The organism is Streptacidiphilus jiangxiensis, from assembly GCF_900109465.1.
GTDB classification, from domain to species: domain Bacteria; phylum Actinomycetota; class Actinomycetes; order Streptomycetales; family Streptomycetaceae; genus Streptacidiphilus; species Streptacidiphilus jiangxiensis.
This window is the reverse complement of sequence record NZ_FOAZ01000019.1, coordinates 13462-34039: the sequence shown is the minus strand read 5'-3', so window position 1 is coordinate 34039 and position 20578 is coordinate 13462. Positions and strand designations below refer to the sequence as shown.

The following is a 20578-nucleotide window of genomic DNA, read 5'->3' as shown; positions in this document are numbered from 1 at the left end:
AAGCGTGACCGTCGCCATTGCGGTGTTCGCGTTCGGTGCGCCCACTGCGCTCGCCGACGCTGCGGCGAACCGGCCGACCCCCAAGAACGCGGTCCTGCATCCGGTGGCACTGCCCGGGATGCCGCCACTGCGCGAGTACACGGTGGGCCACTCGTCACCGGGCGGCCTGCAGAAGAAGGCTCTCCCGCTCACCCGCTACGCGACGAACGCGCCGACCTGGCCCGCTGCGGGAGCCACGACTGTGGCGCTGACGCACCTGGTGAGCGGCACCGGCTCGCCGGGCAGCGGTGTCTCGGCCCGGAGTGCCGCAGGTTCGATTCCGGCTGGTGCGAGCGGCAGCGCTTCGACCGCCCCGCGCACCGTGGCGGTGACCGGGCCGGTCAAGGCCGGGTCGCTGCCGCTCTGGGTGGCTCCCGCGCCCCAGGCCCGCACCCACGCCGCGTCGGGCGTCGCGTCGGGCGCTGCGTCGATGCCGACGCAGGTACGTCTCCAGGTCTCCTCGCACGCGCAGGCCGTCGCCGCCGGCGCGAACGGCATGCTGGTGGGGGTCTCGCGCGCGGACGGCGCGGTCGGCATCGGCCAGGTGCAGCTCGTGGTCGACTACGCGTCGTTGGCGCAGGCCTACGGTGGCGGCTACGGCTCCCGGCTGCAGATGTTCCTGATGCCGGCCTGCGCGCTGACGGCTCCGCAGGTGCAGGCATGCCGGACCCGCACCCCCCTCAGCTTCGACAACCGCGCCGCGGCGGACCAGTTGGTCGCGACGGTGCCCGTCGGTGCGGCCGGGCCGCGGTCCAGGTCGCGTACGGCGGTCACGCCGCTCGACACCAGCGGTTCGATGAGCCTGGTCGCGGTGACTTCGGGGAACGCCGGCTCGCAGGGCAACTTCGGGGCGACCTCGCTCAGCCCCTCCGGCAGCTGGCAGGCCAGCGGCTCAGGCGCGTTCACGTACTCCTATGCGGTCAACGCTCCGGCCGCGGTGGGCGGTGGCGCTCCTTCGGTCGACCTCTCCTACGACTCGCAGGCTGTGGACGGGGAGACCTCCGGACGCAACTCCCAGGCATCCTGGATCGGCGACGGGTGGAGCTACCAGCCCGGCTACGTCGAGCGCTCCTACCGCTCCTGCAACAGCCTGCTCGATTCCAGCGGTAACCGGCTGTTGAAGGGGTCGGGTGACGAGTGCTGGGGCGGCGACAACGCCACGATCTCCTTCGGCTCGCACTCCGGCGTCCTGGTGCCGATGCTGATCGACACGACCAATCCGAACCTGATCGCCCAGTACGCGTTGCAGGGTGACGACGGCACCGTCGTCCAGGAGCTCAAGGGTGCCAGCAACGGCCTCTACCAGGGCGTGTACTACCGGGTGTTGACGATGGACGGCTCGGCTGCCTACTTCGGCGCCGAGCACGCCCCGACCGGGGCCGGGATCAACGGCGGGATGCAGACCACGGCCTCCGACGCCTCGACGAACTCCGCCTGGGGTGTTCCCGTCCTGCACCCGGTCTCCGGTGACCCCTGCTACGACTCCACGGACGGCAAGGCGTCCAAGTGCTCCGCGCCGGAGGGCTGGCGCTGGAACCTGGACTTCACGGTGTCCCCGTCCGGGGCCGTGCAGCGCTACGACTACACGACCGAGTCCAACTACTACGACCTGGGCGGCGGCCAGGCCGCCTCCGGCAGCTCGGGCACGCTGACGAAGTACACCCGTGGCGGACAGCTGGCGTCGATCTCCTACGGCTACACTTTGGCCGACGCGCAGGCTGGGCACACCCCCGCGGCACAGATCGTCTTCGCGCCCGCGCAGCGCTGCCAGGTCAGCTCCACCTTCGACTGCACCGCGGCCATCAGCCCGAGCAACGCGACCAACTGGCCCGACGTCCCGTACGACCTGCACTGCAACTCCACCGACTCCACGACGCTGCCGGCCGGCTCCACCAGCGTCCCCGCGGGCGTCTGTGTCACCAACGCGCCGTCCTACTGGACCACGACCCGGCTGGCGTCGATCACCACGAAGGTGAACGTCGCGGGCAAGGGACTGACCACCCTCGACAGCTACAGTCTCGGGCAGCTCTACACCGACGCCGGCGCGACCGCCGACCCGTTGACCGGAACCAGCATCGACCCGAAGGACGCGGGCGCGCTGCAGGGCGTGATGTGGCTGCAGACCATTCAGCACACCGGGTCCGACAGCAGCGGCAACCAGCTCTCCATGAACCCGGTGGTGTTCCAGGGCACTGAGGTGGACAACCGCGTCAACGACAATTCGCCGATGGCGCCGCCGCTGTACCGGCCCAGGATCTCCTCGGTCAACACCGAGACCGGCGGGCAGATCGCAGTGGTCTACAACCTGAACCCCTGCGCCGGGCTGACCCTGTCGTTCTCCAGCGCGGATTCCAACGTCAACTCCTGCTACCCCGTGTACTGGACGCCACCGGGCAACGCCCAGCCGAACCAGGACTGGTTCAACAAGATCACCGTGTACCAGGTGTGGACTTCGGACCAGACCACCGGCAGCAGCGGTTCGACGAACAAGTACAACCCGAATCACAACGCGGCCAACCAGACCGGCTCCGAGGCACACCTCTCCACCTACTCGTACGCCGGTGCGGCCTGGCACCGGGACGACTCGGCGCAGACCGACGACCAGTACCGCACCTGGGACCAGTTCCGCGGCTTCCGCACCGTCACCGTGCGGACCGGCATCGCCCCCGAACCGGTCACCCGGACGACCACCACCTACCTGCAGGGCATGAACGGCGACTACCTCGCCAACGGCCGGCAACGGAGCGTATCCGTCAGCGCCACCCTCGGCGGAGATTCCAGCAAGGTCCTGCAGACCGTCCAGGACGACAACTGGCTGGCCGGCACCGCGCTGGAGACCGACACCTACACGGCGGCCGGCGGCACCATCGCCGCCGAGACCGTCGCCGGGCCGCTGACCTACACACAGACCGGGTCCCAGCCGCAGAGCCCGTGGACGGACTGGAACACCACCGACGACACCGGCAGCGCACCCGCCCTGTCCACGTTGCCGCCCCTGCTCGGCGAACGAACGGCTTCGAGCACCGGCACCACCTACGCGCTCCTGGCCGACGGTCAGACCTGGCGACAGAAGAAGACGACGACCAATTACGACGGCAACGGCCGCGTCTCGACCGTCGACACCCAGTCGGTGGATGCCAAGTTCGGCGCCACGGTCACCCCGGCGCAGGAGACGTGCAGCACCACGAGCTACGCCACGGCGCCGTCGGCCAACCCGCAGATGCTGTCCTACGCCGACCAGGTCACCACGGTCAACGCGGCGATCGTCGGCACCACGTGCCCTGCGGCCAACGCGGCGAACCTTCGCACCGACAAGAAGAGCTACTACGACGGCACGGCCACCCTCGCCGCCCTCCCTGCCTTCGGGCAGGTCGTCGACAACGGCCGGGTGACCGCCACCAGCATCGCCACCGGGTTCGACACCGGCGGCAACGAGCAGTGGCGCGCCCTCACCGCGGTGTCGTACGACGGCGCCGGACGGGTGGTCGAGACGGACACGCCCAACCCCGGCGACGCCACCGACCCGACCGGCACCAAGAATCCGGTGGTCACCAAGAACAGCTACACACCGGCTTGGCAGAGCAGCGGCAGCAACACCGATGCGGTCGAGATGGATTCCGCCACCGGACCTCAGCAGTGGACGACCAAGACGTTCTTCGACCCGCTGAACGGGCTGCCCGTCAGCAGCGTCGACCCGAACGGCCGCACCACCACCATGACCTACGACGCCCTGGGGCGGCGTACCGCGGTGTGGCTGCCGGGCCAGGACCAGACGAAGGGTGCGCTCGCCAGTCAGACGTTCTCGTACTCGATCAACCCGGGAGCCGTCTACAGCGCCACCGGCAACCTGACCACCGAGGGCGCGCCCAGCTCCGTCACCACCAGCACCCTGCGCGATGACGGCGCGACGTACTCCACCTCCGTCGCCATCTACGACGGGATGCTGCAGGCGCGGCAGACGCAGGCCACCCCGGCCGGGGAGAACGAGAGCGGCCGGCTGATCTCGGACACCTTCTACGACTCCCACGGCTGGCCGGCCTACAGCTACGCCGCGCAGGCCGACCCCAACAACAACGCGCCGTCCGGCACGCTCTACACCTCGGCTGAAGCCAGTGTCGTGGCGGAGACGAGCACCTTCTACGACGGTCAGGGCCGACCGACCGTCAACACGCTGTGGCACGACGCCGTCGAGCAGTGGCAGAGCACCACCAGCTACCCCGGCGCGGACGAGACCGACCACAGCCAGCTCCAGGACGCCAACGGCCAGGTCATTCCCGGCAACGGTGGGGCCTCCACGCAGAGTTTCACCAACGCGCTGGGCCAGACCGTCAAGAGCGTCGTTCAGAACACCACGAGCATGGTCAAGATCGTCGGTGGACAGGTCATCCCGTCCGGCACGACACTGACGTCTGCCAGCGTGCGTCTGGCGATGCAGGCCGACGGCAACCTGGTCATCTATTCCGTCAGGAGCGGCCTGGCCCTGTGGGCGACCGGAACGGCAAGCCCCGGCGCGTACGCGGTCTTCGGTACTGACGGCAACCTCGTCGTCTACAGTGCCTCCGGCACGTCGCTCTGGACCACCGGTCACGCGGCGAGCAGCGGTGCCACCCTCGCACTTCAGAATGACGGCAACCTCGTCATCAACCCGGTCAGCGGCGGTCCCGTCGCGGTCAGCAACACCGGCGGACAGGCGCAGGCAGACTCCACCACCGCTTACACGTACTGGCCCAACGGACAGGTCGCCACGATCGCCGACAGCGCCGGCAACCAGTGGAAGTACCAGTACAACCTGCTCGGTCAGAAGATCTCGCAGACGGATCCGAACACCGGCACCTCGAGCTACGGCCCCTACGACGTGGCCGGGAACCTCCAGCAGGGCACCGACTCGCGCGGCCAGACCACCTCCACGCAGTACGACTGGCACAGCCGTGTCACCGGGACCTTCACGGGCGCCTGGACCAGCAGCCCGAACCCGGCCAACCAGCTCACGGCGGACACCTACGACACCCTTGCCGTCGGCTACCCGACGTCCGAGATCCGCTACGTCGGCGGCAAGACCACCGGCAAGGCGTACACGCAGAGCGTCACCGGTTACTCGACGCGCTACCAGCCGACCGGCACCACGGTCGACATCCCGACCGGCGACGGTTTTCCGCAGCCCACGACGCTGCCCGCGGGCATCGCCGCCGCGCCGTCCGGTTACACCCGGTACGCCACCACCGCCGGCTACAGCAGCGTGGACGGCCTGCTGAAGAACGTGCAGTTCGGCAACGACGGCGGCCTGGCGAGCGAGAACGTCCAGTACTCCTACAACCAGGCCAACCAGCTGTGGGGGATCAGCGGCTGGATCGCCTCGAACAACACTCCCTCCTACCTGACGGACACCATCCACGACGCCTACGGACGGGTCCAGGAGGCCGACTACAACACGGCCGCCAGCGGCAGCCAGTTCAACTCCTACGCCCAGTACGACCAGACCACCGGTCGGGTGACCCAGACCAGTGACTGGTCGCAGAAGGCGAACAACGACCCGGACCAGGTCAGCTATCGCTACAACCAGGCCGGCGACATCACCGCCGTCGACGACCTCCAGGGCAACACCACCCACGACACGCAGTGCTTCAGCTACGACGCTTTCAACCGCCTGACCACCGCCTGGAGCGACACCAAGGGCCTTGGTGCGGCGGGCACGGGCGACACCGGCGGCTGCGTCAGCGCCACTCCCACCGGGGCGGCCACCCCGGCCGCGCCCAAGGCCACGACCGTCGGCGGCCCGGCCGCCTACTGGCAGGACTACACCTACGACCTGCTGGGCGACCGCACCAGCATGGTGAACCACGACACCACGGGCAACGCGGCCAACAACACCACCCAGACCGTCGCCTACTCCGGTACCAACGCGACCAGCAGCACCGCCGAGCCGAACGAGGCCACCAGCGTCACCAGCACCAACCCGGGCCTGGGCAGCACCACGACCACGCCCTCCTACGCCGACCCCGGCTACAGCGGCGTGAACGCCGGCAACACGATGAAGCGCACCAGCAGCGGACCGCTGGTCACCGGCTTCACCCTGTCCACCGGTGGCAAGCTCTGCATCGACGACGCCTCGGGTTCCACCACGCCGGAGAACAAGGTCCAGGTTTACTCCTGCAACAGCAGCTCTTCGCAGCAGTGGACCATGGCGAGTGACGGCACCGTCCAACTCACGGGCAAGAACGTGTGTCTGGACACCGCCGGCGACGCCATCGCCAACGGCACCAAGGTCGTGATCGACACCTGCGACCACACCAGGGCCACCCAGCAGTGGAAGCCCACCCCGAGCGGCACCCTGGTCAACCTCGGCACTCCGACCTCGGCCCCGCTGTGCCTGGCCGATCCCGCCGCGTCGGCGACCATCGGCACCCAGCAGGTCCTGTGGACCTGTGGCTCCGGCGGCCAGACCTGGACCACCCCCGGCACCGGCCAGACCCTCGCCTCCCCGCAGACCTTCACCTACGACGCGGAGGGACGCACCAGCACGGTCATGGACTCGGTCGGCAGCGGAGCCCAGACCAGCAGCTACCTGTACGACGCCGCAGGCAACCTCCTCGAGCAGTCCACCACCGGCACCAACACCAAGATTCTCTACCTCTTCGGCGGCAGCGAGCAGATCACCGTCAACGCCCCCACCGGCGGCGCGACCGCGATTCGCTACTACTCGGGGCCCGGCGGCGTCACGATCACCCGCACCAACACGGGCGCTCTCAACTACCAGGTCTCCAACGCCCAGGGCACGGCCGAGTGCAACCTCGACGCCACCACCCTCACCGCCACCCACCGCTACTACGACCCGTACGGCAATCCGCGCGGTGCTCAGCCCAGCACCTGGGTCAACCCCAGCATGAACCGGGGATACCTGGGCCAGCCCACGGACCAGTCCGTCGGACTCAACCTCCTCGGCGCCCGGGCCTACGACCCCTCCATCGGCCGCTTCACCAGCCCCGACCCGGTGTTCGAGGCCGGTGATCCCAACCAGATGGGCGGCTATACCTACGCCGGGGACAACCCCTCGACCGGATCGGACCCGCAGGGGCTCTGGTGCGACGACTGCCGGCCCAGCGGTGGCGGTGGTGGCGGCAGCAGCACGTCCGGCCCGGACACCTGCACCTGCCAGTGCCAGGGAACCTGCGGTCCGCCCCCGCAGACCGGCCCGTGCACCTGCCAGTGCCAGGGGACCTGCGGCTCCAGCGCCCCGGCGACCGCGACGATCAACAAGGAACTGAACAACTGGCTGCAGAAGTACAGCCCGAATACGGACGACCCGAAATATGCGCTGCTCCTGTGGTTCGGGTATCTGGCCGTACCAGGTCAGAATGTGCACGGAGACTACTGGACCGGAGCAACGCACGGCGCACAGGCACTATGCTTCGGCCGCGAGGCGTGCAATCAGGCCTTCAGGTACCTCCAGAACACCGGGGACCTGCAGGGCGCCAAGGTCATCGCCGCGTTCTACTGCATCTGGAACGACTGCATCCACCATGGGCAGTATTCGGCGCAGGAGTACCACAAGGGTCAGCTGGTTGAACAGCAATTGACCTCGGAGTTCCTCCTGGCGCTCGGCGCTGCCGACGACTTCGTTAGCGGGGACAACTGCGTTTCCTGCCAGTGCAGCTTCGCTCCCGACACCCTGGTCCTCCTCGCCGACGGCAAGACCAAGCCGATTGGCAAGCTCAAGGTCGGTGACAAGGTCGAATCTGCCGACCCCACCACCGGCAAGGACAAGGGAGCCCGCACGGTCCAGCACGTCTGGATCAACCACGACACCGACCTCCTCGACGTCGCGATCGATGAGGGCAACGGCCACACCTCCGTCATTCACACCACCGCGAACCATCCATTCTGGGACAACACCACGCACACGTGGGTCCACGCTGACCAACTTCAGGCCGGCCACAAGCTCGCCAGCACCCACGGCGCCAGGCACCCCTCCGTGGTGGGTACGACAATCACCCCAGGAGCGGCCGACCGCTGGAATCTGACCGTCCAGGAGCTCCACACGTACTATGTGGTGGTGGGCGGCACGCCGGTGCTCGTGCACAATGCCTGCGGCACTTCCGGTCATGCTGGGGACTGCTACTGCAACTACGAGGGCATGCCAGAGGTTCTCGACCCTGCCGCCCCCGGACCATCCGGACCTTCTGTATCGGGTCGGGATGTTCACGGGGCTCTGCGCGACGCGACGCGCACGTCGGGAGATGAAATCTGGAATGATCCGAGTAGTGTCATGTATATACAGAGCAGGGATGGGCAGGTGGTAAAGGTTCTGCCAGTGGGCAATGGGGTTTACAATGTGGCGGTGAGGGACATGTCGAATTCAAGCGGTGGATATACGACTGTCATCAAGGACTTCACCCAGAAGGAGCTTGACGGTCGAATTGCCTCGGGCGCCTGGGGTGCCCCCTGATGCCAGAGCGCAGCGAACTCCCGTCCAGGGCTGAGGTGGCGCGCGTCTGGCGGGGTGTGATCGATGGCTCCGTCGCGCGCGAAGAGGGGCATGCGTGGGCAGCTGCATGGGTTGAAGGGGCCGAATTCAATCCGGACGACGCGGCGATTTCAATGGGTCTTCAGTATTTGCATGGCTTTGACTTGGTGGTGGACGAGCACGGTGGCATGAATCACTCATTCTCTGGAGCCTCTGGGAATTACGTGAAGGAGGATCAGGAGGTCGAGGCGGATCTGCGGCACTGGCTGCATGAAACCGCAATGTACGACGAGGACGGCCCCGGATATCTCGCCCGAAAGGTAGCGCACGCCCTTGAAGTGCTCGAGCGAGAGGGCCGAGGCGGTGCGCCGCGTCATTCCGATCCGCCTGTACCCGATGATTCATGACAGCTTTCAGGTTTCATGGCGGACTGCTTCGGAAATCGCCTGCTTCACTGCGCCGCTGGAGCCCTACGACCTGACCGGGGGTCAGGGTCCCGGTGGACGAGTCGAACCGTGGGCGGCCAGGCATGGTCAGGATTTGCCGGCGAACCGCCAAGCCCCGATGTCGCGGTAGCGGATCACACCGGGGCCGCGGCCGATGTTGCTGCCGACCAGGTGGAGGCGTTCGGCCTGCCAGGTGCGGCCGGTGAAGTCGGCGAGGCCCGCGGATGCAGACAGGATGTCGGTCTCCTGGCCGCGTTTAGTCTCGGGCCAATGTCAGGTGCGGGCGCAGGGGGCGCTGCTGGAAGGAGATGCCGCAGGCTCGCACCGAGTCGCGAACCTCATCAGCGAGCCTGTGGAGACCGGCGAGCTCCCCTCGGTCCCGCTCCAGAACAGCCGCTCGTCGAAGTGCCCGCCGCCGTTCAGGCGCAGTCCCGGGGACAGGTGATCGGCGGCCAGCCGAGCGAGGGCCGGTCGCAGGAGCGGGACGGTCGTGACCGAGAGCTCGCCGAGGAACGCCAAGGTGATGTGCCAGTCCTCGATCCGGGCCCACCGCAGGTGCGAGTATTTCTCGTAGGCGGGCTGCAGGGCGGCCGCCAGCTCGTCCTTGGCGTCGTCTGGCGGGGCCGGCACAACGAACAGGCGCAGGGTCGAGGACTGGTGGGATGATCTGTCACCAGGGCTTTCTAGCATCCCTTGTGTTCCTGCCCCGCCTGCGCCTGCGGGTCGGTCCATGGCGGCCCCGATTGAACGTGCGAGTGCCGCTCCAGGACGAATGCCAGGGCCTCGTCTGGCGGCAGTAGGGCAGCATCGTAGGTCTCGCCGTACCCGCAGAGGCGACCCATCGACTCTGGGCTGAGGAACGGCTTCAGTCCACGCTGCTCCAACTGCTCGTGGCAGTCTCGCTCGAAGGCGTGTGCTTCGGAGCCGGTGGGGAAGTCGAGGGTGCCAAGCAGGTTCCAGCCGAGGCGGGCGAAGGCGGAGGCCCGCTTTGCTCGTCACCTTCACCGCCTCGGTCGCGTCCATCCGTAGGGCGGCTGACACCGTGTCGTATCCGCAGCGTCGGCACCCGCGTTGTCCGGACCGCACCTTAGCCAGTTTCGGTGCCACCAGGTCGCCACAGCGGGTGCAGATTTTTTCCCAGGGCTCCAGTACCCCTGGGTACGGTTTCTGCGGCACGAAGCCGGCGGCCAGCATGTCGGCGACCGCGAGGTCAGCACCACGCCGATGGGCGGACTTGGCGCTGCTGCCCCGTGCGGGCTCCGATGGTGGGGTCCGCGATCCCGACCAGTCTGAGTTCGGGAAGTGTGCGTGCGGCTTTGGCCCGTGAGGGGGCCAGGACCGCGGCGGACGGGGCGACGATGACGGTGCCGGCATCGTCGAGCAGCGCATGCGACGGCGGGCAGGGAACGGCGTGGAGGGGCAGAATGCCCAGCAGCCCAGTGGGAACGACGACAGCCTTCCGGGCGCGGTCCTGGGCAACCAGCTCGGAGACCGGGGCGAGCAGCGGTGTGAGCTGGTCCAGTCGTTGGAGGGCAGCACCGGTCAGACGGTACCGCTGAGCCACCGGGCCTTCTGCGCCGAGAGGAGCCCGGCCCTGATGGACCGCCCAGAACGAGGTCGAGAATCGACACACTGCTGACCTCTGGGACAGCCACCAACTGCACCTGCGGCGTCGACACGGTTGCGCGGTTGCCAGGTTCGGTTCGCGGGACCACCAGGTACGCCAATGGGAGGCCACCTGTCGCGCGGATGATGTCATCCAGACCGTTGGAGCACAGGAAACGTTCGAAGCCGGGGAATGTACGGATGATCTCGATGACCTGGCGCAGGTCGTGCTCAGCTCGGGCTTGCTCGCCCGTCACGCTGCCTGCGGCGCCGACCAGGCCGACCGAGGGCTTGGCCTCAGAGAGGGACCTGCGGAAACGCTCCAGCGGCGCGCCCTCACTCCGGCAGCGGCTCACCTATGCCCCAGCCAGTGCACAATCAGTGCATATTCGGGAGGGAACTCCTGGGAAACCGCAGGTCAGCGCGGGCCGTCCCCTGTCGGGGCCAACGGGCCACTGTGGCCCATTTCCGCAGGTCAGCGGCTAGGCGGCGGACGAGTCGGCCTGTACGCCGGGTTCTGTCTCCGCGGTCCGTTGCCGGGCCGCGGGAGGCGGTCATCCATCTAGGGCGGCCGTTGCCGGCCGCCTCAAGCGGTCTACCCGCTGACTCGGGCTGGCAGCCCTCAGACGTCAGCGCAGGGCGTCGTTGCCGACGCCCATCTTGACCTTGCTCCAGGTGGGGTTTACCTAGCCGTCCAGGTCGCCCTGGACGCTGGTGGTCTCTTACACCACCGTTTCACCCTTACCGGGCGCCGAAGCGCCCGGCGGTCTGTTCTCTGTGGCACTGTCCCGCGGGTTACCCCGGGTGGCCGTTAGCCACCACCCTGCCTTGTGGAGCCCGGACGTTCCTCGGCGGATCCCCTGAGGGACCCGTCGCGACCGCCCGGCCGGCTCGTCCGCCGTGGTGACCATGGTACCGGCAGCCGAGAGGGCGATCAGCCGTCCCTCACGCCGTCGCGAAGCGGACGGCGGGCTGGCTGAGGTCGACCTCGGTCAGGCGCACGCGGATCTCCTCGCCCAGCGGCAGCGGGCCGCCGCCGTTGGTCAGCGGGGCGCGGACCGCCGGGTCGCAGAGTTGGACGGTGCCGCGGGCCGGGCGGCGTTCGTCGACGTCGATGACGATGCCCTCGAACAGCTCGCCCTCGCGCCCGGTCAGCAGAGCGGCCTCGACCAGGTCGACGCAGGCGCGTTCGACCTCGTGGGCGCGGCGGTCGCCGCCGGACATCAGGGCCGGGAGGGAGGGGAGGGCGTCGAGCGCCCAGGCGGGGACCTCGGTGCCGTTCGCCAGGGCCACGCACACCTCCCCGGCGAAGCGGTCGACGAGGCGGCGCAGCGGGGCCGTGCAGTGCGCGTACGGGGCGGCCACGGCCGCGTGGCCCGGATCGACCGGGACGGTGCCCTCGAACGCCGTGTACGCCGCGCCGCGCAGCAGGCCCGTGCACTCGTTGAGGAAGGCCGCGTGGGCCGGCAGGTGCGGGTCGAGGGAGCGGATCAAGCGGGCGTAGGGCAGGTCGTCCGGCCAGTCGACGCGCAGGGCCTGGGCGACGCGGTGCAGCTTGGCGATGGCGGACGGCGGCGCGCCCGGCAGGGTGCGCAGCACGCCCACGCCGCCGGCGAGCATCAGCCGCGCCGCGGCCATGCCCGTCAGCAGCGAGATCTGTGCGTTCCAGTTGTCCGCCGGCAGCGGTGCCCGGTAGGCGAGGGTGTAGCCGTCGCCGGGGATCTCCTCGACCTCCTGCTCCGGGATCGGCAGGCTGATGCCGCCGCGCGCCTGCTCGCGCTCCTCGCGCAGCGGGCCGATGACCGCAAGCAGCGCGAGGGCCTCGTCGGCGGTGCCGGTGTCCAGGGCCTTCTGCACGCCCGCGTAGTCCAGCTTGGCCCGGCTGCGGACGGTGGCGCGGCGCAGTCGGGTGGTGCGCAGCTCGCCGTCCGTGTCGAGGTCGAGCTGCCACAGCAGGACCGGGACGTCCTGGCCCGGCAGCAGGCTGGCCGCGCCCTCGGAGAGCTGCGCCGGGTGGAGCGGGACGCGGACGTCGGGGAAGTAGAGCGTCTCGACGCGGCGGCGGGCCTCGGTGTCGATGGCGCCGCGCGGGCGGACCCACGCGGCGACGTCGGCGATGGCGTAGTGGACGCGGAAGCCGCCGCCGGGCAGGCGCTCCAGGTACATGGCCTGGTCGAGGTCGCGCGAGTCGGGCGGGTCGATGGTGAACAGCGGCAGGTCGGTCGCGTCCACCCGGGCGGGGCCCGGCAGGCCGAGCGGGGCGGCGGACACCGCGTCGACCTCGGCCAGCACCGCGGCGGAGAACCCGTCCGGAAGCTCCAGCCGGGCCCGCAACGCGGCCAGCTCGGATTCGATCCGGGCGGCCCCGGTGGTCTTCACGCTCACCAGTCGACGTGGCACGCGCCCCAGCCTAGCCAGCGCGTGCCACGATCCCGAACCCGAGCGGGTGATCAGCGGTACGGGTTGTCGTCCTCCGGCCGGGGCCGCGACGGCGACTGCGGCGGCTGCGGGCCCTGCGGCAGCCCGCCGTACGGGTTCTGCGAAGGGGCAGGGGGAGGGGGAGTCGCGGGCCCGCCGTAGGGGTTCTGCGGGTGCGGGTGTTGCGGGTGCTGCGGCGGGGGCGGCCAGCCGCCCGGCGCAGGCGGCGCCGGGGGAGTGGGGGGAACCGGAGGAGCCTGAGGAGTTGCCGGTGGCCCGTAGGGACCCGGCCGGTCCGCCGGGTACGGCGACGCGGGCGGGTACGCCCCCGGCCCCTGCGCCGGCCCCGCCTGCGGCACCGGCCCGCCGGGCACCGCACCGAAGCCGCCACCCGGAGCGCCGCCCGGCACCGCACCGAAGCCGCCACCCGGACCGCCGCCGAAGCCGCCGCCCGCCGGGCCGACCCGCTTCGCCTCCGCGAAGCGGCGCACCAGCAGCGCGCCCAGCGCGCCCATCACCGCGCCCTCGACCAGTCCGAGCCCCAGCGCCAGCGCCACGTTGCCGGTGACGCTCAGGCCCGCGCCCACCGCGTCGAAGCCGAAGACCGACAGGTTTGCGTTCACGGTGACGTCCGCGAGGGCCAGCAGCACCGGCGTGACGACGAGCAGCGCGACGCCGAGCCGTACCGCCGCGCCGCCGACCTCGGCGCCGAGCGGCTCGGCGGTCGAGGCGCGCCGCGGGGTGCGGACGGCGGCGAAGACGCCCGTCGCGAGCAGCATCAGCACGACCGCGACCGGCAGCAGCCAGATCCGGCCGTCCTGCGCGGCCAACGACGAGACGGTGATCGTCTTGCCCTGGCCGCCGGCCAGGAAGGTGTTGACCGGGGCGGGCAGGAAGTGCGTCAGCGGGCCGGAGGCCTTGCCCGAGAGGCTGACGCCCATGCCGAGCGGGATCGCGAGGAAGACACCGTTCGGGGTGCCGAGCAGCACGCCGCCGATCGTCTTGGCGCCGCCGTTGCCGGTCAGGCCGACCACGATGCCCGCGAGCGCGCCCACGAGGCAGGCGCCGACGTAGACCGTCGTGATCGCCGAGGCGACGGGGCGCGCGGTGCGCGCCAGGCCCTGCCAGCCGACCGGCAGCGGGGCGCGACGGGCCGCCACCACCGCGAAGGCCAGCACGACCACCACCCACAGCAGGCCGATGCCGAGTGTCGGCGCCAGGTCGACCTTGAAGCCGACGGTCGGCTTGGTGTTGCCGCCGACCGCTCCGCCGATCAGTCCGCCGAGACTGCCGAGGCCACCGAACGGATCGTCACCACCGCCCGAGCCTCCGGATCCGCCGGACCCGCCCGAACCGGAGCCGCCGGTCAGCGAGGAGATGTCCACCGACACGGTGCCGTTGCCCGACCACGCCACGATCGCCAGCAGCACCATGAACGCGACGATCGCCCCGCCCGCGCGCGCAGCGAGCTCACCGACCGTCAGAACGGCTACCCGCCGCAGCGAACGGGTGAACAACCACCCCAGGACCACCGCGCCGACCAGCGTCAGCCCCAGCGGCATGATGTCGATGGAGCCCTGAGCTGCCGCCGCGTCAATTCCGAAGACCGACACGTCACCGGTCGGGCTGATCTTCCCGCCGACGGCCATCGCCACCAGGGCAGCCGTCACCGGGCCGAGGTTTGCGTGGGCGTCCAGGCCGAGCAGGTGCACCCCGAGAGCGCCAACTGCCGCCATCGCCACGAAGGCCCAACTGGCCGACATCGCAGCGGAGACGACGCCACCCACCAGCGTCCCGCCGCCACTCGGTCGCGGCCCGCCCGGTACCGGGCGGCCGCTCTGGTACACCGTCATTTCGTCCACCATTCCCGCGCGTCACGCGAACGACCGCAACGTCCGCCCCCAGGCGTCAGGTTGCCACACGGTCACGGTCCGGCGTCAGCAGGACGGTTCCGGTTCTGAAGACGGTGACCGAGCTGGAATGATTCCCCCAGTCGTTCGGCATCCCTACACTGCCCCTGGCAAGCGGGGCAACCTCGGGGGACTACAGGTGGGGCAGGCAACAGTGCCGCAGTTGGTACTTGAACTCAACGGGCAGCGGTCGACGCTGGATCCCGGGCGTACGTACAGCGTGGGCCGCAATCCACAGTGCGATTTCACGATCAACGACGCCCGTGTGTCGTGGCAGCACGCGACGATCTCATTCGCGGGCAACGCCTGGCTCTTCCAGGACCTGGGCAGCACGAACGGCACGTTCCAGGACGGTCGGCGCACCACGCAGGCGTACCTCGGGAACGGGACGGTGATCGCGCTCGGCAACGCCGAGAACGGTCCGAGGCTCTCCTTCTCGGGTCTGCCCAGTGCGGTGCCGGCGGCGCAGCCCGGCCAGGGCGCCGGCGCCGACTGGTACGACCAGCAGACCGCCCGCGTCCAGCCGGGCCAGGAGCCACAGCTGCCGCAGCAGGGCGGCTACCCGCAGCAGAGCCAGCAGCAGAGTCAGCAGCCCGCGCCGCAGCAGTTCCCGCAGCAGGGTGGTTACCCGCAGCAGCAGCCCCAGCAGCCCCAGCAGCCCGCGCACCAGCAGTTCCCGCAGCAGGGCGGCTATCAGCAGCCGCTCGCCCAGCAGTCGCAACCGCAGCCGAGCCAGGGCTACGCCGCGCAGGCCTACCCGGAGCCGGTCTACGGCGCGCGCAACCCCACCATGGTGCGCAACCTGACGGCGGGTCTGAAGACCCTGCGGATCGGCCGCGGCCTCGACAACGACCTGGTCGTCTCCGACCTGTCGGTCTCCCGCCACCACGCCGAGCTGCGTCAGCTCACCGACGGCCGGTACGAGATCGTCGACCTCGAGAGCCACAACGGCACCTACCTCAACGGTCAGCCGATCTCCCGTCAGGTGTTGGGAACCCAGGACATCGTCGGCGTCGGCCACTCCACCTTCCGGCTGGTCGGCGACCGGCTCGAGGAGTTCGTCGACACCGGTGAGGTCTCCTTCTCCGCCCGCCACCTGACCGTCGAGGTCGAGCACAAGGGCCAGAAGAAGATCCTGCTCAACGACGTCAGCTTCGCCGTGCCGGAGAAGTCGCTGATCGGTGTGATCGGCCCCTCCGGATCCGGCAAGTCGACGCTGCTGCGCGCGCTGACCGGCTACCGCCCGGCCGACCGCGGCGACGTCCTCTACGACGGCCGCAACCTCTACAAGCAGTTCGCCGAGCTGCGCCAGCGCATCGGCCTGGTCCCGCAGGACGACATCCTGCACTCGCAGCTGACCGTGCGCACCGCCCTGGAGTACGCCGCCGAGCTGCGCTTCCCGGGCGACACCGAGGCGAGCGAGCGCAAGCGCCGCGTCGACGAGGTGCTCGTCGAGCTGCACCTGGAGAAGCGCGCCGACAACCGGATCACCGCCCTCTCCGGCGGCCAGCGCAAGCGCGTCTCGGTCGCGCTGGAGCTGCTGACCAAGCCGTCGCTGATCTTCCTGGACGAGCCGACCTCGGGCCTGGACCCGGGCATGGACCGCGACGTCATGAAGATGCTGCGCGACCTGGCCGACGAGGGCCGCACCGTCCTGGTCGTCACCCACTCCGTCGCGGAGCTCGCGCTCTGCGACCGGCTGCTGGTGATGGCCCCGGGCGGCTCCGTCGCCTACTTCGGCCCGCCGAAGGAGGCGCTGCACTTCTTCCAGTGCGAGACCTGGGCCGACGTCTTCCAGGCCTTCGAGAACCACGCCGAGCACGACTGGCAGGGCCGTTTCCGCGGCTCGGTGCACTTCCAGATGTACGCGGCGGACGTCGACGCCGTGCAGGCCCAGTCCGCGGGGATACAGCAGCACCAGACGCAGCCGCCCAAGCAGCAGAGCTGGGGCTCGCAGCTGTCCACGCTGGTCCGCCGCTACGTCTCGGTCATCGCCGCCGACCGCGGCTACGTCGTGCTGCTCTTCGCGCTACCGCTGATCATGGGTGCGATGAGCGCGGCGATCCCGGCCAAGTTCGGCCTCGGCCCGTCCGATCCACCCCAGGCCGGCAACCACGACGCGGCCACGGTCCTGCTCCTGCTCGCCGTCAGCGCCTCCCTCACCGGCGCCGCCAACGCGGTCCGCGAGCTGATCAAGGAACGGGTGATCTACGAGCGCGAACGCGCCGTCGGCCTCTCCCGCTCCGCCTACGTCGCGTCGAAGATCATCGTGCTGGGGGCGATCACCGCGCTCCAGTCCGTCATGGTCGCCATGATCGGCCTGCTGCCGCGCAAGCTGCCCAGCGGCGGCCTGCTGGTCTCCGGCACGGCGCTGCCGGAGCTGGTCCTGGTCGTGATGCTGCTCGGCATCACCTCGATGACGCTCGGTCTGGTGGTCTCCGCGCTGGTGAAGACCGCCGAGAAGACCATGCCGCTGCTGGTGCTCATCGCCATCATCCAGGTCGTCTTCTGCGGTTCGCTGATCCCCGTGCACGGCCAGATCGGCCTGGAGCAGCTCGCCTGGCTGGTTCCCTCCCGCTGGGCGGTCGCCGCGCAGGCGGCCTCGATCAACCTGCTGCAGATCCAGGGCCTCGGCTCGGACGGCAAGCCGGTCAACGACCCGCTGTGGACGCACACCATCGCCCAGTGGGGCATGGACGTCGGCGTGCTGGTGCTGCTCGGGGTGGTCTGCAGCGTGTTGGTGGCCCGCCTGCTGCGCCGTCACGAGCCCGAGGTCATGCGCAGCCGCTAGTTCTTGACCGTATGTGGAGCGGGGAGCGTCCGGGATGTATTGTCTCGGCCGCTCCCCGCTTTCGTTTCCCGTTTTCGAGTCAGGACCGGTCGTGAATTCCGCCACCATGGCCCATCTCGACGGCTTTCACTACGGTTTGGTGAATCCCGTCCTCGCGTACGCGATCGCCTCCATAGGCGCCGCGCTGGGCCTGCGCTGCACCGTGCGCGCACTGGACCTTCCGTCCAAGGACCGTCTGGGCTGGTTGCTCCTGGCCGCCTCCGCGATCGGCTGCGGTATCTGGACCATGCATTTCATCGCGATGCTCGGATTCACCGTCACCGGATCGACGATCGTCTACGACGTACCGGTGACCATCGCGAGTCTTCTGCTCGCGATCGTTGTCGTCGGGATCGGCGTCGTCCACGTCGGCTACCGGCCGCGCGGCCTGCCGACGCTGCTCGTCGGCGGGACGCTGATGGGCGTCGGCGTCGCGGTGATGCACTACCTCGGCATGGCCGCGATGCAGGTGCAGGGCAGCGTCTCCTACCACCCGCTGCTGGTGCTGGCCTCCGTGGTCATCGCGGTCGCCGCGTCGACGACGGCGCTGTGGATGACCCTGAACGTGCGCGGGCTGATCGCCGCGCTCGGCTCCGCCCTGGTCGCCGGCGTCGCGGTGGTCGCGATGCACTACACCGCCATGGCGGCCGTGACGGTCCACCTGGACGGACGGGCCGTCACCGGCGGTCTGCCGGCCTCGCAGTTCATCCTGCCGCTGGCCGTCGGTGTCGCGGTCTTCCTGACCGCCGGCGCGATCATCGTGACGATGTCCCCGACCGAGACCGCCCGCGCGAGCGGGCCGGAGCCTGAACTCATCCCGTAGACGCCGCCCGTTCCTCGGCGAGGATGAGGTGCAGGTCGCCGAACTCGTGCCACAGGTAGCCCTCGCGCAGCGCCTCGGCGTAGCTGCGGTCCAGCAGGGCCCGTCCGGCGACCGCCTCCAGCATCATCAGGTGCGAGGCGCGGGGCTCGTGAAAGCCGGTCAGCAGCCCGTCCACCACGCGCACCCCGCGCTCCGGGGTGATCACCAGCTCGGTCCAGCCGGACCGTGCCCGCACCGTCCCGTCCGGGTCGGCCGCCGACTCCAGCGCCCGCACGGCCGTCGTTCCCACCGCGACGACGCGGGAGCCTGCCGCCCGCGCGCCGTTCACGACCCGCGCCGTCACCTCCGGCACCGTGAACCACTCGGCGTACGGGGGTTCGTGGGACTCGATCGAGGCCACCCCGGTGTGGAGCGTGATCGGCACGACCAGTACGCCGCGGGCGACCAGCCGGGTCACCAGCTCCGTCGTGAACGGCCGGGCCGCGCTCGGCATCTCCGCGCTCCCCGCCGTCGCAGAGGCCAGCGGTTCGGCGAAGACCGTCTGGTAGGCGTCCGAGGGCCGGTCGGCGCTGGTGTACGCGTACCTGATCGGTCGTCCGTACCGCGCGAGGTAGGCCAGCGGCTCCGCCGCCGCGAAGCAGGCCCGCCACAGCCGGCGGGAACCGCCGTCCTGTCCGTCCACCGGCGCCACCAGACTCAGCCGCGCGCCGCCGGTCAGCCGGACCGTCACCAGCGAGCCGTCGTGCGGGCGCCGGCGGGTGCTGCCCCGACCGTCGGGGGAACGGAGCTCGACCACCCACTCGCTCTCGCGCTGCCGCGTCGAGAAGTGCGCCACCACCGGCTCGCCGGTCTCGGTGATCCGCCCGTCGACGGCCGCCGACAGCGTCGGGGAGGTGTTCACCACCAGCACGTCGCCCGGCCGCAGCAGCGCGGGCAGCTCCCGGAACGCGTGGTGCGTCACCAGTGGCGTCGAGTTCGTCGGCTGTCGCGCGACCAGCAGGCGCACGTCGTCCCGGCCGCTGCCGCCCCGCTCCTCGGGCGGCGCGTCCGCCTCCAGCTCCGGCGGCAGCTGCCAGTCGCCGAGCCCGTCCACGAACCCGTCGTCCACGAACCCGTCGTCCACGAAACCGCCGTCCTCGTCCGCCGCCGTCCCGCCCACCGCGACCTCCGTCCTCCCCGTCACCGTGCCGCCTCCGCCCCCGCCGATGCGGTCGCCCCGGCCTCGCCGACCTCCTGGGCCAGGCCGGCCGCCGTGTAACGGCCGCTCGCCCGACGGACGTCGAGCAGGGCCAGCAGGCCCGGGACCGCGCCCTCCTCCGGCAGCGGCGACTGTTCCGCCGCGCCCGCGTCCGCCGCCCGGTACATCGCCGTGTTCATCTCGCCCGGGTCCACCCACCAGACCGGCAGTTTCGGCTCCTCGGCCGCCAGCGAGGCCGACCACAGCTCCAGCGCCGCCTTCGTCGCCCCGTACCCGCCCCACTGCGGGTAGGCCTCGACGGCCGCGTCGGAGCTGATGTTCAGCACCGCTCCGCCGGAGGCCCGCAGCAGCGGCAGCGCCTCCTGGACCAGCCCCAGCGGCGCCACCACGTTGACCTCGAACGCGCGACGCAGCTCGTCCAGCTCCAGATCCGCCACCGGCGCGAGCCCCCGGCCGCCCAGTACCCCGGCGTTGTTGACCAGCAGATCCAGTCCGCCCAGGTCGAACGCGGTGGTGACCAGCGCGGTGCGGTGCCACGCGTCCGTCACGTCCCCCGGTACCGCGTGGACCCGCGGGCGGCCCTCGGCGAGCTGTGCCAACGCGTCCGCGTCGCGCCCGTCGACGACCACCTCCCAGCCGCGCTCGACCAGCGCCAGCGACAGCGCCCGCCCCAGTCCACGCGACGCCCCCGTCACAACGGCGACTGCCATGGCCCTACCTCCCGTGCGATCCGTGCTCTTCCCGGTCGGTTCGTCCGACACTGCCGAAGCTAGATCGCCCCCGGGCCCACCCACCTCGGCCACAAGCCGCCGCGAGCCGGGTCCGTTGGTCCTAGGACCGGGGCCCCG

General features: G+C 70.3%; 9 protein-coding genes, 1 other RNA gene and 1 pseudogene. 4 read left to right on the top strand and 7 right to left on the bottom strand.

Translation table 11 applies throughout. The features are described 5' to 3' along the window. Window positions 1-4 precede the first annotated feature (4 nt). Window positions 5-8482, top strand: a complete 8478-nt coding sequence (locus tag BMY61_RS30475) for a polymorphic toxin-type HINT domain-containing protein (RefSeq protein WP_042457526.1) — start codon at window positions 5-7, stop codon at window positions 8480-8482. Then, window positions 8482-8907 (top strand): hypothetical protein, encoded by a 426-nt coding sequence (locus BMY61_RS45380; RefSeq protein WP_143094595.1) that lies wholly within the window; start codon window positions 8482-8484, stop codon window positions 8905-8907. Before BMY61_RS30475 ends, BMY61_RS45380 begins: the two co-directional genes overlap by 1 nt. Window positions 8908-9033: 126 nt before the next feature. On the opposite strand, the pseudogene thpR reads toward BMY61_RS45380, so the two are convergent. The 5 genes and pseudogenes from thpR to BMY61_RS46580 form a co-directional block, all read right to left on the bottom strand. Then, window positions 9034-9636: pseudogene (thpR, locus tag BMY61_RS30465) on the bottom strand (RNA 2',3'-cyclic phosphodiesterase). 520 nt (window positions 9637-10156) lie between these two features. Continuing rightward, on the bottom strand, window positions 10157-10510 hold the full coding sequence (locus tag BMY61_RS46585; protein ID WP_075004123.1) for a CHAT domain-containing protein: 354 nt from the start codon (window positions 10508-10510) through the stop codon (window positions 10157-10159). 531 nt (window positions 10511-11041) lie between these two features. Then, window positions 11042-11445, bottom strand: an RNA gene (rnpB, locus tag BMY61_RS30455) — RNase P RNA component class A. A gap of 51 nt (window positions 11446-11496) precedes the next feature. Then, complete coding sequence (locus BMY61_RS30450) at window positions 11497-12951, bottom strand: RNB domain-containing ribonuclease (protein WP_042457532.1); 1455 nt, start codon at window positions 12949-12951, stop codon at window positions 11497-11499. A gap of 50 nt (window positions 12952-13001) precedes the next feature. Beyond that, window positions 13002-14822, bottom strand: a complete 1821-nt coding sequence (locus BMY61_RS46580; protein ID WP_083555227.1) for a streptophobe family protein — start codon at window positions 14820-14822, stop codon at window positions 13002-13004. A 211-nt stretch (window positions 14823-15033) separates the two neighbouring features. Here BMY61_RS46580 and BMY61_RS30440 point away from each other — a divergent pair, with 211 nt between their 5' ends. After that, the gene (locus BMY61_RS30440; protein ID WP_042457535.1) at window positions 15034-17670 is read left to right on the top strand and encodes an FHA domain-containing protein; all 2637 of its coding nucleotides are present in this window, start codon (window positions 15034-15036) and stop codon (window positions 17668-17670) included. A 91-nt stretch (window positions 17671-17761) separates the two neighbouring features. Then, window positions 17762-18532 (top strand): MHYT domain-containing protein, encoded by a 771-nt coding sequence (locus tag BMY61_RS30435; protein ID WP_082015539.1) that lies wholly within the window; start codon window positions 17762-17764, stop codon window positions 18530-18532. On the opposite strand, the gene BMY61_RS30430 is transcribed toward BMY61_RS30435, so the two are convergent. Continuing rightward, complete coding sequence (locus BMY61_RS30430) at window positions 18522-19625, bottom strand: S-adenosylmethionine:tRNA ribosyltransferase-isomerase (RefSeq protein ID WP_042457597.1); 1104 nt, start codon at window positions 19623-19625, stop codon at window positions 18522-18524. The genes BMY61_RS30435 and BMY61_RS30430 overlap by 11 nt on opposite strands. Window positions 19626-19711: 86 nt before the next feature. Continuing rightward, window positions 19712-20440, bottom strand: a complete 729-nt coding sequence (locus BMY61_RS30425; RefSeq protein ID WP_042457540.1) for an SDR family NAD(P)-dependent oxidoreductase — start codon at window positions 20438-20440, stop codon at window positions 19712-19714. Window positions 20441-20578: the final 138 nt, after the last annotated feature.

Coding starts and splice junctions, on each gene's coding strand:
- BMY61_RS30425 (WP_042457540.1), bottom strand. CDS start 20,440: ATGGCAGTCGCCGTTGTGACGGGGGCGTCGCGTGGACTGGGGCGGGCG.
- BMY61_RS45380 (WP_143094595.1), top strand. CDS start 8,482: ATGCCAGAGCGCAGCGAACTCCCGTCCAGGGCTGAGGTGGCGCGCGTC.
- BMY61_RS46580 (WP_083555227.1), bottom strand. CDS start 14,822: ATGACGGTGTACCAGAGCGGCCGCCCGGTACCGGGCGGGCCGCGACCG.